Source organism: Acinetobacter sp. WU_MDCI_Abxe161, from assembly GCF_025514355.1.
GTDB classification, from domain to species: Bacteria; Pseudomonadota; Gammaproteobacteria; order Pseudomonadales; family Moraxellaceae; genus Acinetobacter; species Acinetobacter pittii_E.
Window position 1 is genome coordinate 341,467 of sequence record NZ_JAHPTU010000001.1, and the last position, 19,685, is coordinate 361,151.

At 37.5% G+C, this 19,685-nt stretch carries 20 protein-coding genes and 1 tRNA gene; 7 read left to right on the plus strand and 14 right to left on the minus strand.

The annotated features are described in order from the left end of the window. Positions 1-24: 24 nt before the first annotated feature. From KTI78_RS01640 to KTI78_RS01650, 3 genes are all read right to left on the minus strand, one after another. Positions 25-417: a YkvA family protein gene (locus KTI78_RS01640; RefSeq protein ID WP_224991532.1), complete on the minus strand. Its 393-nt coding sequence runs from the start codon at positions 415-417 to the stop codon at positions 25-27. Positions 418-555: 138 nt separating this feature from the next. Beyond that, the gene (gene fdhD / locus KTI78_RS01645; protein WP_262444994.1) at positions 556-1,341 is read right to left on the minus strand and encodes a formate dehydrogenase accessory sulfurtransferase FdhD; all 786 of its coding nucleotides are present in this window, start codon (positions 1,339-1,341) and stop codon (positions 556-558) included. A gap of 77 nt (positions 1,342-1,418) precedes the next feature. Continuing rightward, complete coding sequence (locus KTI78_RS01650) at positions 1,419-3,827, minus strand: FdhF/YdeP family oxidoreductase (RefSeq protein ID WP_262444995.1); 2,409 nt, start codon at positions 3,825-3,827, stop codon at positions 1,419-1,421. Between the two features lie 402 nt (positions 3,828-4,229). On the opposite strand from KTI78_RS01650, the gene KTI78_RS01655 reads away from it, so the two are divergent. Beyond that, the gene (locus KTI78_RS01655; protein ID WP_262444996.1) at positions 4,230-5,387 is read left to right on the plus strand and encodes a glycerate kinase; all 1,158 of its coding nucleotides are present in this window, start codon (positions 4,230-4,232) and stop codon (positions 5,385-5,387) included. On the opposite strand, the gene KTI78_RS01660 is transcribed toward KTI78_RS01655, so the two are convergent. Beyond that, positions 5,384-5,950 (minus strand): TetR/AcrR family transcriptional regulator, encoded by a 567-nt coding sequence (locus KTI78_RS01660; protein ID WP_262444997.1) that lies wholly within the window; start codon positions 5,948-5,950, stop codon positions 5,384-5,386. The genes KTI78_RS01655 and KTI78_RS01660 overlap by 4 nt on opposite strands. A gap of 122 nt (positions 5,951-6,072) precedes the next feature. Between KTI78_RS01660 and KTI78_RS01665 the strand changes: the two genes are divergently transcribed. Together KTI78_RS01665 and KTI78_RS01670 are read left to right on the plus strand one after the other, a co-directional pair. After that, positions 6,073-6,858, plus strand: a complete 786-nt coding sequence (locus KTI78_RS01665) for an SDR family NAD(P)-dependent oxidoreductase (RefSeq protein WP_262444998.1) — start codon at positions 6,073-6,075, stop codon at positions 6,856-6,858. Between the two features lie 32 nt (positions 6,859-6,890). Further along, positions 6,891-7,496, plus strand: coding sequence for a nitroreductase family protein (locus tag KTI78_RS01670; protein WP_262444999.1), 606 nt, complete (start codon positions 6,891-6,893; stop codon positions 7,494-7,496). Positions 7,497-7,599: 103 nt separating this feature from the next. Here the strand turns inward: KTI78_RS01670 and KTI78_RS01675 are convergent, their stop codons facing one another. The 5 genes from KTI78_RS01675 to leuE form a co-directional block, all read right to left on the minus strand. Beyond that, entirely contained in the window at positions 7,600-8,289 is a 690-nt protein-coding gene (locus KTI78_RS01675) for a hypothetical protein (RefSeq protein ID WP_262445000.1), read from the minus strand. Positions 8,290-8,427: 138 nt separating this feature from the next. Further along, positions 8,428-8,607, minus strand: coding sequence for a hypothetical protein (locus KTI78_RS01680; RefSeq protein ID WP_025470249.1), 180 nt, complete (start codon positions 8,605-8,607; stop codon positions 8,428-8,430). Between the two features lie 340 nt (positions 8,608-8,947). Further along, positions 8,948-9,172, minus strand: a complete 225-nt coding sequence (locus tag KTI78_RS01685) for a hypothetical protein (RefSeq protein WP_262445001.1) — start codon at positions 9,170-9,172, stop codon at positions 8,948-8,950. A gap of 688 nt (positions 9,173-9,860) precedes the next feature. Next, positions 9,861-10,421 carry a TetR/AcrR family transcriptional regulator gene (locus KTI78_RS01690; protein ID WP_016140208.1) on the minus strand — a complete coding sequence of 187 codons (561 nt, stop codon included), beginning with the start codon at positions 10,419-10,421 and terminating at the stop codon, positions 9,861-9,863. Between the two features lie 648 nt (positions 10,422-11,069). After that, the gene (gene leuE, locus KTI78_RS01695) at positions 11,070-11,714 is read right to left on the minus strand and encodes a leucine efflux protein LeuE (protein WP_262445002.1); all 645 of its coding nucleotides are present in this window, start codon (positions 11,712-11,714) and stop codon (positions 11,070-11,072) included. Positions 11,715-11,914: 200 nt separating this feature from the next. On the opposite strand from leuE, the gene KTI78_RS17640 reads away from it, so the two are divergent. Beyond that, the gene (locus tag KTI78_RS17640; protein ID WP_316249977.1) at positions 11,915-12,217 is read left to right on the plus strand and encodes a hypothetical protein; all 303 of its coding nucleotides are present in this window, start codon (positions 11,915-11,917) and stop codon (positions 12,215-12,217) included. 159 nt (positions 12,218-12,376) lie between these two features. Here the strand turns inward: KTI78_RS17640 and KTI78_RS01700 are convergent, their stop codons facing one another. The 3 genes from KTI78_RS01700 to greB form a co-directional block, all read right to left on the minus strand. Beyond that, a complete protein-coding gene (locus KTI78_RS01700) occupies positions 12,377-13,297 on the minus strand; it encodes an aminoglycoside phosphotransferase family protein (protein WP_262445003.1) in 921 nt (306 codons plus the stop codon). 102 nt (positions 13,298-13,399) lie between these two features. Next, positions 13,400-13,489: transfer RNA gene (locus tag KTI78_RS01705), tRNA-Ser, on the minus strand. An 89-nt stretch (positions 13,490-13,578) separates the two neighbouring features. Further along, positions 13,579-14,073 (minus strand): transcription elongation factor GreB, encoded by a 495-nt coding sequence (gene greB / locus KTI78_RS01710; protein ID WP_081172935.1) that lies wholly within the window; start codon positions 14,071-14,073, stop codon positions 13,579-13,581. Positions 14,074-14,445: 372 nt separating this feature from the next. Between greB and KTI78_RS01715 the strand changes: the two genes are divergently transcribed. After that, positions 14,446-15,558, plus strand: a complete 1,113-nt coding sequence (locus KTI78_RS01715; RefSeq protein WP_174756382.1) for a transglycosylase SLT domain-containing protein — start codon at positions 14,446-14,448, stop codon at positions 15,556-15,558. A 91-nt stretch (positions 15,559-15,649) separates the two neighbouring features. Here KTI78_RS01715 and KTI78_RS01720 read toward each other — a convergent pair whose 3' ends face one another. Together KTI78_RS01720 and ttcA are read right to left on the minus strand one after the other, a co-directional pair. Further along, complete coding sequence (locus tag KTI78_RS01720) at positions 15,650-16,033, minus strand: SCP2 sterol-binding domain-containing protein (protein WP_016140203.1); 384 nt, start codon at positions 16,031-16,033, stop codon at positions 15,650-15,652. Positions 16,034-16,237: 204 nt separating this feature from the next. Then, entirely contained in the window at positions 16,238-17,143 is a 906-nt protein-coding gene (gene ttcA, locus KTI78_RS01725) for a tRNA 2-thiocytidine(32) synthetase TtcA (RefSeq protein WP_016146199.1), read from the minus strand. A 505-nt stretch (positions 17,144-17,648) separates the two neighbouring features. On the opposite strand from ttcA, the gene KTI78_RS01730 reads away from it, so the two are divergent. After that, complete coding sequence (locus KTI78_RS01730; protein WP_262445004.1) at positions 17,649-18,509, plus strand: lytic transglycosylase domain-containing protein; 861 nt, start codon at positions 17,649-17,651, stop codon at positions 18,507-18,509. Positions 18,510-18,767: 258 nt separating this feature from the next. Beyond that, positions 18,768-19,673, plus strand: a complete 906-nt coding sequence (gene htpX / locus KTI78_RS01735; protein WP_002118851.1) for a protease HtpX — start codon at positions 18,768-18,770, stop codon at positions 19,671-19,673. Positions 19,674-19,685 lie beyond the last annotated feature (12 nt).

Here is a 19,685-nt window from a genome sequence, read left to right on the forward strand (position 1 = left end):
TTCTAAACTTTGATGGTTTTTAAATTACAACCCACCACCAAAATAGAAATAAGCCATTATTGCCAAAGTTATCCAAATTAAAATAATGAGTACGGCAACCAAATAATTTTGAGGTCGACGCTCTTGCTGTTCTAGCCATTCTTCAGCCTGTTGTTCTGCATCAAAAATGACTTGTTTAGGCGTAAATCGAACTGCTAACCAAATCAGTATAGGCAGAATTAAAGCGTCATCAATAAATCCTAAAATGGGAATAAAGTCTGGAATTAAATCGATCGGACTAAAAGCATAAGCCACAGCCACCACAGCAATAATTTTGGGTAACCACGGCATTTGAGGATGCTTTGATGCAAACCAAAGCATAATAATTTGTTTTTTTAGACGTTTTGCCCAATCTTTTAAAGACTGCAACCAAGCCATTGGGACACACTCTGAACTACATACATCTGATCATAAAGTATAAAGCTCGTGCTTAACTTAAAATTAGGCAAAATAGAAATGTATATTGCCATTATTTTTGATTTGAACTTATTTCATCAATATTTTAAAGCACTGTGCTCATGTATATAAAACAAAATCATCTCCGCGACAAAAGCTTGCCAATGTTAAGCCAGATATTTTTGCGAGCCTAATAGCCATGCTGGTTGGAGCAGAAATTGAAGCCAATAAACCAATATTAAGCTGGGCACATTTTCGTATCAGTTCATAGCTTGCACGACTGGTCATAACAACAAAACCTAAACTGGTGTCGTAGTTTTCTTGAGCTAAATAACCCAGCAATTTATCTAAGGCATTGTGACGGCCAACATCTTCAAATAAAGCCATAATTTTGCCTTCAACCACCCAAGCTGCGGCATGTGCTCCACCTGTTAAGGCAGTAATTTTTTGTTGATCTTTTAATTGAGAAATCGCAACTGGAATTTGTTCGAGCCACTCTTTGGAAGGTTCGATGGTAATTTTAGAAATGTCGAGCTGAAGCTGCTCTAAACTTTCAATACCACATAAACCACAACCTGTACGCCCCACCAACATACGTCGTCTTTCTTTTAAGGCAGCAAAAGCTCTGGATGAAATGGTCATTTCAACCGTAATGCCCAATTCACTTTGATGAACCTCAATGGCATATAGTTCTTTTAAGCTCGTTAAAATTCCTTCGGAAAGGCTAAAACCTTTGGCAAATAAATCGACATCGGTCGGTGTTGCCATCATCACCGCATGAGAAATACCGTTATATACCAAAGCAATCGGATGCTCTTGAACAATATGATCTAAAACACTTTTAGACTCGGCTTTCTTAAACCGCTTTACTTGTAATGTTTCAACCCCATAAGAATCTGGTGTCAAAATAATTTCCTTTATCTTGAAGTGGCGCTTTGAATAGCACCACTTGTTGAGATGATATTGTTAATATCGCCTTTGATTTAAAGGCTGCTTACTTTTCTATCTGCATCTTCAGGGTCAACTGCCGTTGCCAAGTTGAAGTGCTCTGGTGCATTACCGGGATGCAAAATCACCGGCACACTTTTGGAAGCCGGAATCTTGGCATATTTGTCATGACTGCTTAAGGCCACTAAAGGATTAGTTTCAGGATAGTAAGCCGCTAAGCTGCCACGTGGAATGTTGTATGGCACAATACGGAAACTGTGCACAATACGCTTCACACCATCTGAGAAAACACTTTCAATATCAACCCACTGGTTTGCTTCAAAACCAGCTTCATCAATATCGGCTTGATTCATAAATAACACACGGCGCTGACCGAACACCCCACGGTAACGGTCATCGAGACCATAAAGCGTCGTGTTGTATTGGTCATGAGAGCGAGTGGTCATTAAGGTATAAACTTTACTCTCGGTATATGCAGCAGCATATTGATGTTCTTTATCGGCATAGACTTCACTCAGCGGTGTAATTATAAACTGCGCTTTGCCACTTTTTGTATTCCAGATGTGCTGATTGGCCGGATGCTCTAGGTGGAAACCACCCGGTTTATAGACACGTAAATTAAAATCATGGAACTCGTCAAACACATCGGCAATTGAGTCACGAATACGGTCATAACTTTCAATGTACCATTTCCATTTGATCTTACTGTCTGGCAGCACCGCTTCAGCCATTCTTGCCACAATGTCTGGTTCAGACAAAATATTTTCAGAAATTGGAGTATTACGTCCGGCCGACAAGTGAATATTACTCATCGAATCTTCGACAGAAATGGCCTGCGGACCATGAAGCTGCTCATCAATTTCAGTACGACCTAAACATGGCAAAATGAGCGCATCTTTACCACACACCAAGTGACTACGGTTTAACTTGGTGGCAACATGAACAGTTAAATCACACTTTCTAAGCGCTTCTTGCGTATAGGTGGTATCGGGCGTTGCAACAGCAAAGTTTCCACCTAAACCAATAAAGACTTTGACCTCACCTTCAGCCATGGCTTTAATGGTTTCGACCACACCATATCCATTTTTTCTTGGTGATTTAATTCCAAACACGCGATCAATGTTGTCGAGTAATTTAGGACTAGGTAGCTCATTAATACCCATGGTGCGGTCACCTTGCACATTACTATGTCCACGAACTGGACAAAGCCCTGCACCCGGTCTACCAATTTGACCACGCGCCAATAATAAATTGGCTAACATATGTACATTGGCTGTTCCGTGGCGGTGTTGAGTAATACCCATTCCCCAACAGAAAATTGAGCGCTCGGACTCTAAAAACAGTTGGGCGAGTTTTTCTAAATGCTCTGGTGATAGCCCCGAGTGTTTATAAATATCTTCCCACTCAGTTCTATCGATCACAGCAATCATCTCATCAAAACCGACTGTATTAACCGCAATAAAGTTTCGGTCAAAAACACTAGGTTTACCTGAAGCGAGTGCTTTTTTATCCCACTCATTTAAGTGCTTTAAAATCCCTAACATTAGCGCATAGTCACCACCAATTTTAGGTTGGAAATAATAGCGACTAATTGGTGTACTACCATTGGTCATCATTTCAAGCGGTGCTTGCGGGTCTTGAAAGCGCTCTAGACCTCGCTCTTTAATCGGGTTAATCGCAACAATATTACCGCCACGTTTAGACACTTCTCGTAAAGTACCTAACATACGCGGGTGATTGGTTCCGGGGTTGTGTCCAAAACTGAAAATTGCATCAGCCAAATCAAAGTCTTCTAGGGTAACGGTGCCCTTTCCTAAACCAATCGAGTCAAGTAAGCCAACACTTGTGGTTTCATGGCACATGTTCGAACAGTCTGGAAAATTATTTGTACCAAAGCTTCGCACAAACAATTGATATAAAAATGCCGCTTCGTTACTGGCACGACCAGAGGTATAAAACGCAGCTTGGTCTGGGTGGTCTAGCGCATGGAGGTGTTTCGCAATAATCTGAAATGCTTCATCCCATGAAATAGGAATATATTTATCGGTTGCAGCATCGTAGCGGACTGGATCGGTCAAGCGGCCTAAGTCTTCTAGAAAAAAGTCACTTTGTTCTGATAACCAACTAACAGTGTGACCTGCAAAATATTCAGGAGTAACGGTTTTACTGGTCGCTTCAAAAGCCACTGCCTTTGCGCCATTTTCACAGAAGTTAAATGCATGAGCATCTTTCTTTTCTGGCCATGCACAACCGGGACAGTCAAAACCTGTAGGCTGGTTAATATTGAGTAAGGTAATTGAACCTTTTTTTAAAATATCTTGTCGCTTTAAGTTTCGAGCAACACTAAGAAGCGCTCCCCAACCGCCAGCAGGATGAGTATATGGCTCAATTCGCGCAAAGCCATTATTTTCCTGTATGTGCTTTTGTTCTTCTGAATTATCCACTTTTTCATCCTCTTATTTCTTCTTACACACTCAACAGATTCAATAAAATCACAATTTAATTATGGTTATATCTAGGCGATCTGCTGTTTAGCTGGTCAGGAGAGTACGCTTTTTATCTTATTCACAATATTTTAAAAGCTGGCTCAACCCTGCTTATAATATGTGCCATATTCTTTACAATTACAATAATTCAGTCCAATAGTATTATTTTAAAAAAATTATATATAACAAATAATTAAAAATTTATTGGATGTGTTTTTTACAGATAAAAACATTATTATTAGTTTTCATTTTTAACAGATTAGACCGATTTTTCAAATTGACTCTGATTTGGTTTTATCTATGCTTTTTTCGTATTAAGCAGTATAAATCAATTAAAAATCCATCAGAATTAGAGTGCTTATGAAAGTCATTATTGCCCCTGACTCTTTTAAAGACAGCTTATCTGCTTTAAACGTAGCTCAAGCAATTGCCAAAGGATGGCAAGCAGTTTTCCCCCATGCTGAAACGATTTTATGTCCTATGGCAGATGGTGGCGAAGGAACCATTGAAGCTGTTTTAGAAGTCTGCGGTGGTCAATGGCGTGAAAAAACCGTGGTCGGGCCATTAGGTCAGCCTGTTCAAGCTAAATGGGGATGGTTAGAAAATCAAAGCATCGCCATGATTGAAATGGCTCAAGCGAGCGGCATACAGTTAATAGCGCCTTCACAACGTGATGCCTGCCACAGCACAACATTTGGAACGGGCCAGCTCATTTTGGATGCTTTAGATGCAGGTGCAAAAGACATCATTCTAACTGTGGGCGGTAGCGCCACCAATGATGGTGGCACAGGATTGCTCAGTGCTTTAGGTGCAGTTTTGCTCGATGCTAACCAAAACGTTTTGCCTGCTGGCGGTCTTGCCCTTAGTCATCTTTCAAAAGTTGATTTAACACATTTCGACTCACGTATTCAGCACACACAGTTTTTACTGGCTGCCGATGTAACTAATCCACTTTGCGGCGCAAACGGCGCATCACATATTTTTGGTCCACAAAAAGGTGCTTCTCCTGCTCAAGTCCATTTACTCGATGAAGCGCTTTCTCATTTTGCCGATGTCTCTGCACACCTTTTGGGTTACGACAAACGAGATGAAGCGGGTTCTGGTGCTGCTGGTGGTCTAGGTTTTGCAGCCAAAAGTTATTTAAATGCGGATTTTAAAGCTGGAGTTGAAGTTGTCGCCGAACTTAACCAACTGGCCCATAAAATTTCAAATGCAGATTGGGTCATTACAGGTGAAGGTAAATTTGACCAACAGACCTTAAGTGGCAAAACAGTGTTTGGGGTGAGTCAAATTGCCAAAGCTCACGGCGTTCCTGTTATTGTCATTGCAGGAACATTAGGTGAAGGCTACCAAGCGCTTTATGAGCACGGCGTTACGGCTGCTTTTTCACTGGCCAATGGTCCAATTACATTAGAACACGCCTGCCAACATGCAGCCGAACTGATATATGAGCGAACAGTAGATATTGCGAGACTAGTTCAATTTAGCCAAACAAGTTTAAAAAATAAAAAAGCTTAATCAGCTAACTTTAACAGGCTCTCTCTGCAACTTTCTAATATTTCATCGCTAAGCGTAGACTGATCGGGGCATGCGCGAGATAAAGCAATTGCTCCTACAGACTGGGCAAGAATATTAATGGCTTGCTTTCTTAACTCTGCCGTTTCTAAAGAAGCTTGTTTTGCTCGTTCATTCATAATGAACTGAATAAGCTGCTCGACGCCCTGTTCAAATTCGACTTTCACTTCATCTGGCTGTCTTGCGGCATCACAAGATAGTGCTGTTAAAGTGCAACCCTGATCTCGATTGTCTCGATGAGTACGAGATACGTACATTTCAATAAATTGAGTTAAGTTTAGACCTTCTATTCTTTTTAAAACCTGCTCAAGACCATATTTGGCGGTAATGGAAACAAGGTCTGTTTTCGAGCTGAAATGTTTATAAAACCCACCGTGGGTAAAGCCTGCGCTAGACATTAACTCGGCAATGCCGACGCCGTCATAGCCTTTGCTACGAAACAGTTGAGTCGCCTTTTCAACAATTTTATCTCGGTTTTCTTTTACCTGAGTTTTACTGACTTTCATGATGGCGCACCCACTTTTATTCACCCTGTTCATTATAATTATACATTGATTATGATTGACATCAAAACCTGTATATTTTAGATTATAATCATCATCTAAAAATTAAAGCGTAGAGATATCACATGTCAGCTCAATCAAAAGTACTTATTACAGGCGCTTCGTCAGGAATTGGTTCTGTTTATGCAGATCGATTTGCTCAACGTGGCTATCACTTAATCTTGGTTGCACGGGACACAAACCGCTTAGATAGGATTTCAAAAGATCTTCAAGAAAAATACGGTGTACAGGTCGAGTTCATTCAAGCCGATTTATCAAAAGATCAAGACATTAGTAAAATTGAAGATGTACTCAAAAACGATGCTGATATTGAAATTTTAATCAACAATGCAGGAATTGCCCTTAGTGGAAACTTTTTAACTCAAGATCGTCATGAGATTGAAAAACTTCTGACTTTAAATATGACTGCAGTTGTTCGGTTATCTCATGCAATTTCCCAGCAACTTATACGCAAAGGTAAAGGCGCTATTATCAATTTAGGTTCTGTGCTTGGACTAGCGCCTGAATTTGGTTCTACCATTTACGGTGCAAGTAAATCTTTCATCCAATATTTTAGCCAAGGTTTATATTTAGAATTAAAAGATTATGGCGTGCATGTGCAAGCCGTATTGCCTTCTGCCACTAAAACCGAAATTTGGGAACGTTCAGGTATAGATTTAAGCCAAATACCGCCATTAATGGAGGTCAATGATTTGGTAGATGCAGCTCTGATTGGTTTTGACCGTAAAGAAACAATTACAATTCCTGTGCTGAAAGACGAAAATCAATGGAATAATTTTGAAAAATTACGTATTACATTACTACCAAACTTTTCTTCGGCTGATGTAGCTCAACGTTATAAAATTAACTAGTATCGCTACCCCCTCTTAAGTAGGAAAATCTTATGAATGTTATTGATGCCATCCGTAACCGTCGCGCAGTTAAACGCTTCGACCCTGCTTTTCAAATCTCTGATGATGACAAGAAGCAATTATTACAAGAAGTTTTAGCAAATGCCCCAAGCGCTTTTAACTTACAACACTGGCGTCCAGTCATCATTGAAGATGCTGAGTTAAGACAAAAAATCCGTACCATTGCTTGGGACCAACCACAAGTTACAGAGTCATCATTACTGATTGCACTATGCGCAAAAGTAAGTACATGGGAAGCTGATGCTAAACGTGTATGGGATGGAGCGACTCCGGAAGTTCAAAATATTATGGTTGGCGCGATTGACCAATATTACCGTGACCGTCCACAAACCCAACGTGATGAAGTTATGCGTAGTGCGGGTATCTTTGCTCAAACCTTAATGCTGCTTGCTCAAGAGCATGGTTTAGATAGCTGCCCTATGGATGGTTTTGACTTTGATGCGATGGCGAAACTGATTAACTTACCTGAAGATCACGTGGTGTGTTTAATGATTGCAGTTGGTAAGTCAGCTTCTCAGCCTTACCCACGTGTGGGCAAACTTCCTTACGATGATGTAATTACTAAAAATACATTCTAAGTTATTAAAGTTTTAGGCTTTCAACTATTTTTAACTTTTAATATACATAGTTGAAAGCTTTGCCATTAACCCACTTAAAATCGTTTATAAATATGCTTCTAAACTATTTTTTAGAAAGTTTCTCTGCACCTAATTGAATCGGTAAAGTAATAATATCCAAGCCGAGTGCTAGTGGAGACAGTAGCTTTTTCTTTAAAGCATTACTTTTATTTTCTTCGGTAGTTAAACGCTGTTCTTGAAGTACAATTGGGATAGAACCCGCTAACGATAACTGGCTCTTCTGTTTTGTGCCTTCATAAATAGAACCTTGTATACCAATATTTCTACTTAAATATATTCCTTTCTCTTGGTTCTTCACCTGTATAGATTCTTCTAGAAAACCCAACGCAAGCAGCTCTTGCTTCTTCGTATTACTCAATTGACTCACAGGCACTGGATGATAAAAATGCATGTGCCCATAAAAAACATTTTCATCATAAATATCTAGCTCAAGCGGTAATTTATTAAGTAGAACACGATCTTGGTTAGGTAACTTTTGCATAATTTTTAATAAGTCAGTTCCACCTTCGGTAAGTAGATAATTAAATTTCTCACCGATAAGTAGAGCACCAGACGATTGTTGGTTTTTAGATTTTGTCTCGCCTACTCCAATAATATTGTCTTCTTGTAATACCTTACTAGTAAATTTCTGCTCGTAGCTTGGATATTTAGACTCCAATGATAACGATGCACAAGCGGTAAGATGAATTGTAGTAATGAGAAAAATTAGTTTTAAGCAATTTGAAATAGACACGCTCTTATCACTTGAGTACAAAGAAAAGGCCAAAAAGTCTACCCTATCTAAGAATGTAAGTAAAAGCCGCTGAAAATTAGCCATTATGAGGACATTGCGTAATAGCTAATATTCTTAACTCGCCTAAGCAAACTCAATTTAACGAGCTTTCGATTTAATACATTTTTCTTTAAGCTCATCTAAAGCTGATGGCACCATTGGGGCAGTCATCATGCTTCTATAATTCATGCATTCACTGGTCTCTTGCGGTGAGTTTTTACCAGTCATTGCGCAACCAGTAAAAAGACCACAAATGAGTAGAAAAGGTAAATATTTCATACTTGTATTACACTTCACAATATTTTGTTTGTACTATAACTATTGGAGCGTATAAGATCATTAGTGATTGTTTAAATTCTGTCATTTCAAATCAAGTATTAAAGCTTTCTATACATAACCATAACTTAATTAAAATATAGTAAATACAATGCACTATGTTAAAAGCATAAAAATAAAAAAAGCTCATTTCCTATTTAGAAATGAACTTTGTGAAATTCACAAAACCTGAAATTCTAAGCATTTGGGTGCCTAGCAATATCAACCTACATTAATCTTGATTGAAATACAATTTATAAGACTGTAGAGTTTTTTATCATTGGTTGTAAGTCAAAAACTATTTTTAACATTCGCCTATCAGGTAATAATCTCTTTTGGCAATAATGACCTTCATTACTGAAGCATAACAATCACGCTCAAATAATTGTTTATCGAGTGGGTTATAAACAAAATTACCGTGCTCATCACTATAGTATTTAGTCGCTTTCCCTCTCTCGTTAAACCGATACTCGATTAATTTAATTTTTTGACCAGTATTGGGGTCATACGCAATAAATTTCATTTTCATTACAAGTTCTCGATATAAGTGTATAGAGTTATTTTTTAATTTCTAATAAAGCACTTAATAGAGAATTAGGGATTTCTAGCTTTAGAGTTAATACATGCTTCTTGTAATGCATAAAGTGCGGCAGGTTCTAACAAATCTACCATCATGCTTCTAAAACGTAGACATTCATTTGTCTCATGATTTTTTTGTGATTTCAATGTGGTACAACTCGTTGAAAAAACACAAAATATAAAAATTAAAGGAAGAAATTTCATAAATACCCCGAGTTAAAATAAAAACATAAAAAGCCCGTCAATAGTGATTATTGGACGGGCTTGATTTAATGCAATAAGTGCAGCTCTTTCACAAAATTTAACTTATTTTGCGCTATTGAAACCTACTAAACCACCCACTAATAAACCAATGATTGCAGACAAAATAATGTGCTTTTTATTCATAAATAAGTTCCCAAAAAAATCAAAAAATCAATACATAAATTTAAGTTTTTTAATATATAACTTTTAAGAATGATTAAAAATTTTAGTTTTGTTCCCCTTTTTTATGAATCTTTGTCACTTTAAGTAATTATCTATTGTCCTTATTGAGTAGTTGCCGTTATAAGCGGCCAATCAATAATTACGGTCAGTTTTAGAATAAAAAAGCCCATCTTTTGATAAGCTTTAAAAAAACCAATCTAGAAATATCTTCTCTACATCGACATAGTCTGCTTTAAAAAATAATCTAACAACCGCTCTCGATCATCGACTTTATTTTCACTTAAAAGCTGAACCATAGCCCCATCAATCACAAACAAAAACATGTGAGCATCTTCAAGTGTAGCCGTAAGTTTTACCGTTAAAAGCAATTTATAAATTTCATTAATAAACCAATTTCGATAGTCAATTACGACTTTATAGGCTGCAGGATAAAGCTTTTCAATTTCAAAAATTGCCTTAAATGGCAAATGATAAAGACCTTCTAAATTGGCATGCAGAAAGTAAATTTTTTTGAGTTTATCAAACACCATAAGTTCACGATATGAATAGATAATTGAAAGCACTTCTTGTTTAAGGCCATCTTTTTGAAAGGTTAAACTCATTTCAATAAGTCGTGCTTTTGAGTGAAAGTAATTATAAAAAGTCGCTTTAGGCACTTTTGCTGATTCGATAATTCGATCTACCCCGACCTTATGGAAGCCATATTTATTAAAAAGATATCGGGAAGTATGAAGCACGCTTAAAGCACGAAATGGGAGATCTACATATGGCATAGTTTTACCGTTATAAAATAAATTTTTGTTGTATATAAAAGAGATATAAAAACCTTTGCTTTTTTTGGGAGAAAAAAGGCATAGCAAAGCCTATAAAGACTGTGCTTGGCACATCTCAAGTTTTATTGTTGCTAAGTTTTAATCGTGACGATTTAAAGCCTGAAAAGCCAATTGGCAATCAAACCGCTTTAACGTTTAAGTTGTGTCGATATAGACTCTGGCAAAGGCTGCCAAGAAATAATGGATGTGCAAAGCCAACTCCTTTTTATTTTGGGAGTTCCGCCAGACATTTATAGAATTATGGTGGCAGAACGAGAAAGGGTTCGCAGACTAGTAATAACTCAAACTAGCACACCCGAAGGTGTCCCTCTCCCGTCCTACCGCTACGGGAAAGGGACGAGTAGCTACCACACAAGACTATTCCTCAGAAGGAATGACTCTGATGCGGGAGTTATTATGCGGTCTGCGACGACCGACTGGCAATGTAGGCCAGCAGGCAAAGGATAGTGCTCTGCCCTTTAGCAGTCAAGCACACAAAATGACATTTGTTTTAAATTAGATCATTAAAAAGTAAGGATAAATAATGAGTTGGTTATTGTTAAATTGGGGTTTATAAAGGGAAAATAAATACAGCCGTGTTCTTTGTGATTATGATGTGGTATTTGCAAGTCGAGCTGCAAACCCAATGAAAAATATACCTACCAACGTATTTCCGATAGCGGATAATCTGCGGTTACCTTTAAGACGACTAATCAAATATGCACCACAGAAAACTAGAAATCCAAAATATAAGAGAGTAATTACGAACATCACAGCAGCAAGAAAAATGAACGCTACCCAAGAATGCTCAGCGTGGACGTTAATGAACTGTGCAAAGAAGGAAATATAGAATAACAATGTTTTGGGGTTCAATAGAGTGACCAACATACCTCGCCCTATAATACCCCGACCATCAGCTTCAATCTGTCTTTCTTTGCTCACTTCAACCTTAGGCTTAAAAATGGCACGTATTGTCTGTATACCCAAGTAAAAAAGATATGCGGCACCTGCATATTTGATAGCGTTGAACAAGGCTGGCGTTGAACTTATTACCGCAGCAATTCCGCACCATGCTAATAGAACCAGAATCATGTCACTCAAGAGAATGGAAAATATTGCAGCAAAGCCCCGTTTAATACCACCACTAATACTTGTTTTAATAACAAACATTGTTTCTGGACCAGGTATCAAAACAATCAGTGTCGTACCAAGTAGGTACGTCCAAAAATTTACTACCCCAAACTCAGCAAACATATACTCTCCTACTTGTAAGTATTAACATAATCATTCTAACGGAATCTTTTTTTATGAAAACACATCGGGGGAAAGTTATTATTCTTTTCTTTCTTTTTAGATCAAAACAATTCAGATTATGGTTAATTATAATTTCCCATATTTCATGTTTTTTTCAGAAAACACCCAAATCAAATTATTCTTTAAATTAGGGTTTTTAAATGTTAAATACACTTTTAGTTAGTATTATATTGGGAATATTCACTTGTCTAGTCTCAATTTTTCTTACAGAAAAAATAACAAATTTATTTTTTAATAAAAAAGAATTTTCTAAAAACTACATCATGTTTTCAAAAGTCTTCTATATTTTTTTGTTTATGAGTTTTTCAATTCTATTCTCCATTATCATAGGAAAAGGTTACCCTCTTTATTTTGAAGAAAGCTTAAGACATGTTTTTATAAAAGGGTATTTCTCGGCCTATTTTATAACTTTTTACATGTTTGCTTTTCGGAAAGGTACTTAATATGTATAAATTTTTCAGATAAATAGAATATACATTAGGGGCTGTAGAGAGTTATTTGGTAATTTTCTTCTAAAATCAAAATAATATGCATTCTAAAAAAATAAAAATATTTATCAAGAATCAGCAATATTTATGAATAAAACTAAAAATTTACTAAAACTACATCTGCAACTCTTCTAAGACTATTTTTAATGCTTTAATTGCTGACGCTCTAAAGACAGTATTACCTTCAATATGCGCATTTTTATCTGTCCATGCTATTGCTGCAAGGCATTGAATCCCGACATAAGTTAGAAACTCCCTTTGAGGTACTACTTCCCCATAAGTCATTTCCCAACCTTGTAGAAAAGCATGTCTTAACTCTAAATCAGAGAAATCCATATCCAACCAAACGATCTTTGCTAAATCATAAACAGCATCACCAATACGAGCCGCTTCATAATCTAAAATACCAGAGATTTTATTACAGCTAGTTGCAAGAAGGTTTCGACCAATATAATCACAATGCAAAAGACTAAATTGGGTTGGTTCCCGCAAGTCTTTGCAATATAAAAGCAACTCACTCAACTCATAACTAAATTCTTGATAGTCAGCTTTAGTGGGATCAATACGTGACATCCATTTTGTTGTCATTAATTTTAGATGTTCATTCCATAAAGTTGGATCTTTTGAAGAGTCATCTCGTCCTTTCCAGAATTTCATCTCAAATAAACGCGAAGAACTAATCGCTCGATGAAAACTTCCTAGAGATGCGCCTGCCTCTTTTAGTAAGGATAATTTTTCTGTTCTCGAACAATTTTTTAAAATGTTATTTACTGGCTGCCCTTCTAAAGCACTCATTACAACAACAAAATAATTTTCCCATTCAAATTGATTTAATAGTTTTGGGGCCAATGAAAACGCTCTAAGCCCATCCAATATTTCACAATATCTTTCATGATCTACTTTACGTGTATAGATTTTTACAAAAACATATCCTTGAGTAGTTTGTGCTTTGTATACAGTAGCTCCATCTCTATGGGTAACTAAACTCAATGTCTTTGCTTGAATTCTGCTGAGTAAACCATCTAAATTTTTCATAAGTTTTTATTAAATATAAAAGTCATAATTCATATTTATTATGCGCTAAAGAATATAGATAAAAAAAAGCCCTCGTCATTAACAAGGGCTTTTTAAGAATTTTGGCGGAAGCGGTGAGATTCGAACTCACGGAGGACTCACACCCTCGTCGGTTTTCAAGACCGGTGCATTAAACCGCTCTGCCACGCTTCCAACGAGCGCTATAATATAAACAAAAACACAAGTTGGCAAATCTTTTATTTAATTTTTAATTCAACCGCTCAAAATAAAAACAAATCTGTTTAATTTTCTGGGTTTTCTGTCTTTTCATAGCGAATTGTATTGATATACCACAACTTTTTCCCAGATGGCGTGTGCACTTCGATCTCATCATCGACTTCTTTACCGAGTAATGCGCGCGCCATTGGCGATTCAATTGAGATATGTTGCGGATGATGATCATAAATTTCATCGATTCCTACAATACGTAAAGTTTTTTGCTCGCCTTCTTCATTTTCAATCTGTACCCAAGCGCCAAAGTAAACCTTGCCGTCTTGCTCTGGTGAGTAATCAACAATTTTTAATTCTTCTAAGCGTTTTCCTAAATAGCGTACACGTCGATCAATTTTTCTAAGGAGCTGCTTATTGTATTGATAATCCGCATTTTCACTGCGGTCACCCAAGCTTGCAGCCCAGTTTACTTTTTTGGTGATTTCAGGTCGTTCTTCATGCCAAAGTTGTTTTAATTCAGCAACTAATTTGTCATGCCCTGACCGTGTGATTAAGTTAGATTTCATGATTAAAAACCACTGTTCAACAACATATCGCTTACAAGATGTAGCATTTTATACCCTATTTTCTCACATCAGAAGTGTATAAATTTTCTTCCTTAAGAAATTCATGTGTTTATGATGTTATATCGAAGATTTAATTGTACAAAATTTGACATTACTTTTTTTCAATATTATGATGCGCGCAGATTAAATGTTGAGCATTTTTTAACCCACTCGAAAACTATGTAGATTTTCTACACAGTTTGTTTTTTTCATTTCATGTCATTTTGAATGACGTCATGACTGCCCACCCCTTATTGAATTTATCAACTTTTAGAAGTTATGGCAGCTTATTGTCTGGCTTTTAGGGCATAAATTATCTGTAGCGGAGACAACATGCACAGTAATTCAAGTTCTGGGTCGAGGCTTTGCCTTAACTCTTTATTTTCTTCTCTCCCGTTAAAAGCGCTTGCACTCAGTACTATACTACTCCCATTTCATAGTCTTAATGCAGGTAAAACCCTACAGTACAATACTGTAGTTAACACAAACACTTTAACTGTTGTTGCGGTAGAAAGCCCGACGACCGTTTTTAAAGAAGATCAGTTTTTACATGGTTTTGGTTATGACCTAGCACGTAACTATGCACAGAACCTAAATGTAAAGCTGGACTTTAAAATCGTGGCAGACAATGCCACCGCACTTAGATGGGTCCAGCAAGGTAAAGCAAACTTTGCAATGACTACAGCAGGTTTAAGCACAATCGAAAACAAAGGTTTGATGTCGTTTTCCGCAAGTTGTGGTGATATAGCAAATTTGCAAAAAAATGGCTTAAACCCAGAGTTAAGTTGGGTATTTAAACAGGCTGATGACCCACTCACCCAGACTGCCAGTGGCTTTGTATGCCAGAGTAAGCAAAATGGTGTGACCCAGCAGCTTGCTTCTTTTTATAATCGCAATGTGGTGAAACCAGAAGCATGGTCAACCATTCAACGTGACTTAAGCACACGTTTACCGATTTACAAAGCGAGCTTTAAGCAAAGTGCAGCGAAGTATGATCTAGATTGGCATTTACTTGCCGCAATTGGTTATCAAGAATCGTATTTAAAGCCTGAATCTGTTTCTCCCACAGGTGTGCGTGGCTTAATGATGCTAACCAATAGCACTGCTCGAGCAATGGGTGTAAACAATCGTAGTGATCCAACTCAGAGCATTCAAGGTGGAGCGAAGTATTACGATTTAATGTTAAGTGAATTTGATAATATTCCATTCCCTGATCGGAACTGGTACGCGCTTGTGGCCTACAACATGGGACCGGGTGCGGTAAGTCAGATTCAGAAGCGTTTGCAAGCACAAGGGAAAGACCCTAATCAGTGGGTTAATCTCTACGATTATTTGCAAAGTAACAAAATGCGAAATGGTCGATATAAGCAAGCGGTTCAATATGTCACTCGTATTCGTGCTTATCTTGAACATATTAAAACGGCGCAAACACGAATCAATATCTAATTTTTATTATTTAAAAGTTGATAAATTCATTGTTTGTATAAATAAAAAGCTTACCTCTTTGGGTAAGCTTTTTATATGAATTCTTTTAAGTTTAAGCAGTATGTTCTAATACTTTCTTAAACAAATCTTTTTGTTCTTGGCTTGGCTTAGCTGTTTGTAGAGCCATCAATTGAGACATATCGCCTTGAACTTTAATTTTACCAGTCATGAATGCCTGCATAGCAGCAGCCATATCAAACTCTAGGAATACTTTACGTAAAGTTTCAGCATCCATATTTAAAGTTGTTTTGGCATTTGAAGACAAACCTTTTTGGATTTTACCCCCATCTAAAGCTAATTCGGTATTTCCAGCAGCATCTGTAACTACTAAATTAATTGCCAAATTCGCAAGAGCGGGTGGCAAATTAAGATCACCTGCTTCAGCAGTTAATTTTTCGACAGTCGCAAACCAATCTTCAGTTAAAAATGCAGGCATGATTCTTCCTCAAATTTATTTGTTCAATTTCTCTAGTTGCCTATCCAGACAACATCATGTGAAGCAATTCTGCTTGTGGGTTGTTATAGCATGTAATTTAAATTTTGGGCTATGACTTTTTGTACGGAACATTCATTTTTTAGTATTTTGATACATTAAAGGCACTTGATTATAAAGTGCCTTTAACATTCTTTATGCTAGCGTTTATTCAGCAGCAAAGCTTAAGTTCACTACATCTAAACGTTTCTTAAGCTCTTCTGGATCTTTAATATCCAACTCACGCTGAGAGTCTAGAGCTTCAAAATCGAACAGCTCACGATCCGCTAACTGAGATGGAGATACGTTCTGTAACGCACCGAAAATGCTGTGTAAGCGCTTCGGATATTGTTTATCCCATTCACGTAGCATTTCATTAAGCATGGCACGCTGTAGGTTTTCCTGCGAACCACAAAGGTTACATGGAATGATTGGGAACTGACGTAACTCGGCATATTTAATAATGTCTTTTTCTTCAACATAGGCCAAAGGACGAATCAAAATGTTCTTTTTATCTGACGATAAAAGCTTTGGAGGCATCGCCTTTAAGCTACCGCCATGAAATAGGTTTAAGAAGAACGTCGCGATGATATCGTCACGGTGATGACCTAAAGCCACTTTAGTTGCACCAATTTCTTGTGCAAAGCCATATAAAGAACCACGGCGTAAACGTGAACATACTGCGCAGTAGGTTTTACCTTCCGGCGTTAAACGTTTAGTAATGGTATAGGTGTCTTTTTCTAAAATGTAATATGGAATGTTGTTCTCTTCCATATAACGAGGCAAAACATCTTCAGGAAAGCCTGGTTGTTTTTGGTCAAGGTTAACCGCAACCACATCAAAATTAATCGGTGCGATACGCTTAAACTGCAACAAAATATCGAGCAAGGTATAACTGTCTTTACCACCAGACACACACACCATGACCTTATCGCCATCTTCAATCATATTGAAGTCACGAATAGCATGCCCAACTTGACGGCGAAGCTTCTTGAGCAAACGGTAATAGGCCGAGCTTGTTGGAAGTTCAGGCTTAAAATTAAATCCCTGATTGGACTCAACTGGCGCGTACATAGACGAGGTATACCCATAAATAAAAATACCGCGCAATTTTATATGATTCAGAAGAGAATCGCATCAAAAGAATAGTTTCAATTCTTGAAGTCGTCACATTGCTCATGCATGATGCAAAACACATGCTTTATTTTTGACTCAAGCGTTCAAATTTTGTGCAAAATGCTTACTTTTTGGACTTTTCCACAGTTTTCCACAAAACCTGTGGATAAAATTGTGGATTTCTTCGTACTTGACAAACTGTTTTGACCTTCTGTTAAGGGTTTTATTTAAATTGATCATTTTTTAACCAATGTTTTTTACCTTTAATAATCAACATGTTATTCAAGTCAATAGAATCATTTTAAAAAAATTTTTTAATTTTTTTTGATGAGCATTCGAACAAATAAGCTTGATTTTTTGAAAGAGTCGAAATAAAAAAAATTACACAAATCTTCTTTAAGTTGTATTTTTTGATAAACTCTTTTGCAAGTTTTGAGTACCTTAAAATTGTGAATAACATAAAATGAAAAAATCGGTTCAATTTCTTATTTCTTGTTCGCTGGGGATGACCACTTTGATGGTCGGCATAACTTCAAGTTCAGCAGGTCAAATGTATATTTACCAAGATAAAAACGGTAGTACATTGCTCACCAACCGAAAAAGCTATGATCACTCTCTAAAAAAAGTAAAAGTAACCTATTATCCAGATAGTAATATTCACAGTTATACAAACTGGGGAGCATCCGAAGCTTCTGTTTTGCCAAGCTACAATAAGAATAAAAATGCTTTCGACCACATTATTAGACAAGCTGCACAACAACATGGTGTTTCAGAAGGTCTAATTAAAGCCGTTATGCACACCGAGTCAGGATTTAACGTAAGAGCTCGTTCGCCAGTAGGTGCTCAAGGCTTAATGCAGCTCATGCCTGCGACTGCACGTCGTTTTAATGTCTCTAACGCCTATGACCCGCAACAAAATATTTTTGCAGGCGCTAAATATTTAAGCTGGTTACTCAAGCGTTTTAATGGAAACACGCAAATGGCACTTGCGGCTTACAATGCCGGTGAAGGTAATGTCGATAAATATGGCGGTATTCCCCCTTTCCGTGAAACACAAGATTATGTGCGCCGTGTAACAAGTCGATACCAAAACCTATATGCATCGGGTTCAGGTTTTTCATCTTTTACTAATGCTTCAGTACAAACCGTTTCACATCCTTCTAATTTGGCAGAAAACACAACAGCTCAAATCACGACTCAATCACCTAAATATTCATCTTCTCGTCAAATCGTGACTTTACCTGACGGTACCTATACCGATGCACCAACGGGCACTTATGTCACCAATAATGCCACAGCAATTGCCCATATACGAATTGAATAAACAGTAAAGAAGAACGGCGGCTCGCAGTTCTATTTAGATAAGTTCAGATATTTTAAATTGTAATGATCTATTACCTGATCTTTACCATTTTGACGAATTTAGCCAATTATTCTTTAAATTTAGGTACATTCTGCTACATGAAAGAATGTATCAATTCCTTATTTTTTTCTTGAATTTTTCCCCCAAGCCCCGCATATTAGCTTCATGATTTCAAATTTGTAAATCAGATAACATTTTATTTATAAGAGGATTTTCTCAATGATGCGGATTGGTTTGTTTTTGCTTACCAACCTCGCGGTACTGGTTGTAGCTGGCATTATTTTGTCACTCTTCGGTGTCGGTAGTTACCATGGCGCGGGTGGCTTGAATCTAGGCAACCTTTTAGTGATCTGTTTTGTGTTTGGTATGGTGGGATCTTTAATCTCGTTATTCATGTCAAAATGGATGGCTAAGAAAACGACCGGTACAGAACTGATCGACCCGAATGCTCCTCGTAACCAAGCTGAAAGCTGGTTATTGCAAACAGTCGCTGAACTTTCTCAACGCGCTGGTATTAACATGCCAGAGGTTGGTATTTTTCCATCATATCAATCCAATGCCTTTGCAACAGGCTGGAACAAAAATGATGCCTTAGTTGCCGTTTCATCTGGTCTACTTGAACGTATGAACAAAGATGAGCTACGTGCAGTGCTTGCGCACGAGATTGGTCACGTTGCGAATGGTGACATGGTTACCCTAGCGCTCATCCAAGGTGTTGTAAACGCCTTTGTTATGTTCTTTGCTCGTGTAGTTGGTGACTTTATCGACCGTAATGTCTTTGGTCGTCAAGACGATGAAGCCCCTGGTATGGGTTACTTCATTATTACCATGGTATTGGATATCGTCTTTGGTATTCTCGCTTCTGCCATTGTGATGTGGTTCTCTCGTTATCGTGAATACCGTGCTGATGAAGCAGGTGCACGTTTAGCAGGTAAACAAGCAATGATTTCTGCATTATTGCGTCTACAAGCTGAGACTGAAATGCCAGATCAAATGCCAAAAGAAATGAAAGCTTTCGCAATTGCGGAAGGTAAAGAACAAGGTTTCAGCTTAGCTGCTTTGTTCCAAACCCACCCAACAATTGAACAACGTGTGGCAGCTTTACATCAATTAGATTGCCCATAAAACGTTTAATGT

Bases quoted from the DNA above. Each gene is read 5' to 3' on its own strand.
- KTI78_RS01640 (WP_224991532.1), bottom strand. From the start codon at position 417: ATGGCTTGGTTGCAGTCTTTAAAAGATTGGGCAAAACGTCTAAAAAAA.
- KTI78_RS01655 (WP_262444996.1), top strand. From the start codon at position 4,230: ATGAAAGTCATTATTGCCCCTGACTCTTTTAAAGACAGCTTATCTGCT.
- KTI78_RS01660 (WP_262444997.1), bottom strand. From the start codon at position 5,950: ATGAAAGTCAGTAAAACTCAGGTAAAAGAAAACCGAGATAAAATTGTT.
- KTI78_RS01665 (WP_262444998.1), top strand. From the start codon at position 6,073: ATGTCAGCTCAATCAAAAGTACTTATTACAGGCGCTTCGTCAGGAATT.
- KTI78_RS01670 (WP_262444999.1), top strand. From the start codon at position 6,891: ATGAATGTTATTGATGCCATCCGTAACCGTCGCGCAGTTAAACGCTTC.
- KTI78_RS01680 (WP_025470249.1), bottom strand. From the start codon at position 8,607: ATGAAATATTTACCTTTTCTACTCATTTGTGGTCTTTTTACTGGTTGC.
- KTI78_RS01685 (WP_262445001.1), bottom strand. From the start codon at position 9,172: ATGAAAATGAAATTTATTGCGTATGACCCCAATACTGGTCAAAAAATT.
- KTI78_RS01690 (WP_016140208.1), bottom strand. From the start codon at position 10,421: ATGCCATATGTAGATCTCCCATTTCGTGCTTTAAGCGTGCTTCATACT.
- leuE (WP_262445002.1), bottom strand. From the start codon at position 11,714: ATGTTTGCTGAGTTTGGGGTAGTAAATTTTTGGACGTACCTACTTGGT.
- KTI78_RS17640 (WP_316249977.1), top strand. From the start codon at position 11,915: ATGTTAAATACACTTTTAGTTAGTATTATATTGGGAATATTCACTTGT.
- KTI78_RS01700 (WP_262445003.1), bottom strand. From the start codon at position 13,297: ATGAAAAATTTAGATGGTTTACTCAGCAGAATTCAAGCAAAGACATTG.
- greB (WP_081172935.1), bottom strand. From the start codon at position 14,073: ATGAAATCTAACTTAATCACACGGTCAGGGCATGACAAATTAGTTGCT.
- KTI78_RS01715 (WP_174756382.1), top strand. From the start codon at position 14,446: ATGCACAGTAATTCAAGTTCTGGGTCGAGGCTTTGCCTTAACTCTTTA.
- KTI78_RS01720 (WP_016140203.1), bottom strand. From the start codon at position 16,033: ATGCCTGCATTTTTAACTGAAGATTGGTTTGCGACTGTCGAAAAATTA.
- ttcA (WP_016146199.1), bottom strand. From the start codon at position 17,143: ATGTACGCGCCAGTTGAGTCCAATCAGGGATTTAATTTTAAGCCTGAA.
- KTI78_RS01730 (WP_262445004.1), top strand. From the start codon at position 17,649: ATGAAAAAATCGGTTCAATTTCTTATTTCTTGTTCGCTGGGGATGACC.
- htpX (WP_002118851.1), top strand. From the start codon at position 18,768: ATGATGCGGATTGGTTTGTTTTTGCTTACCAACCTCGCGGTACTGGTT.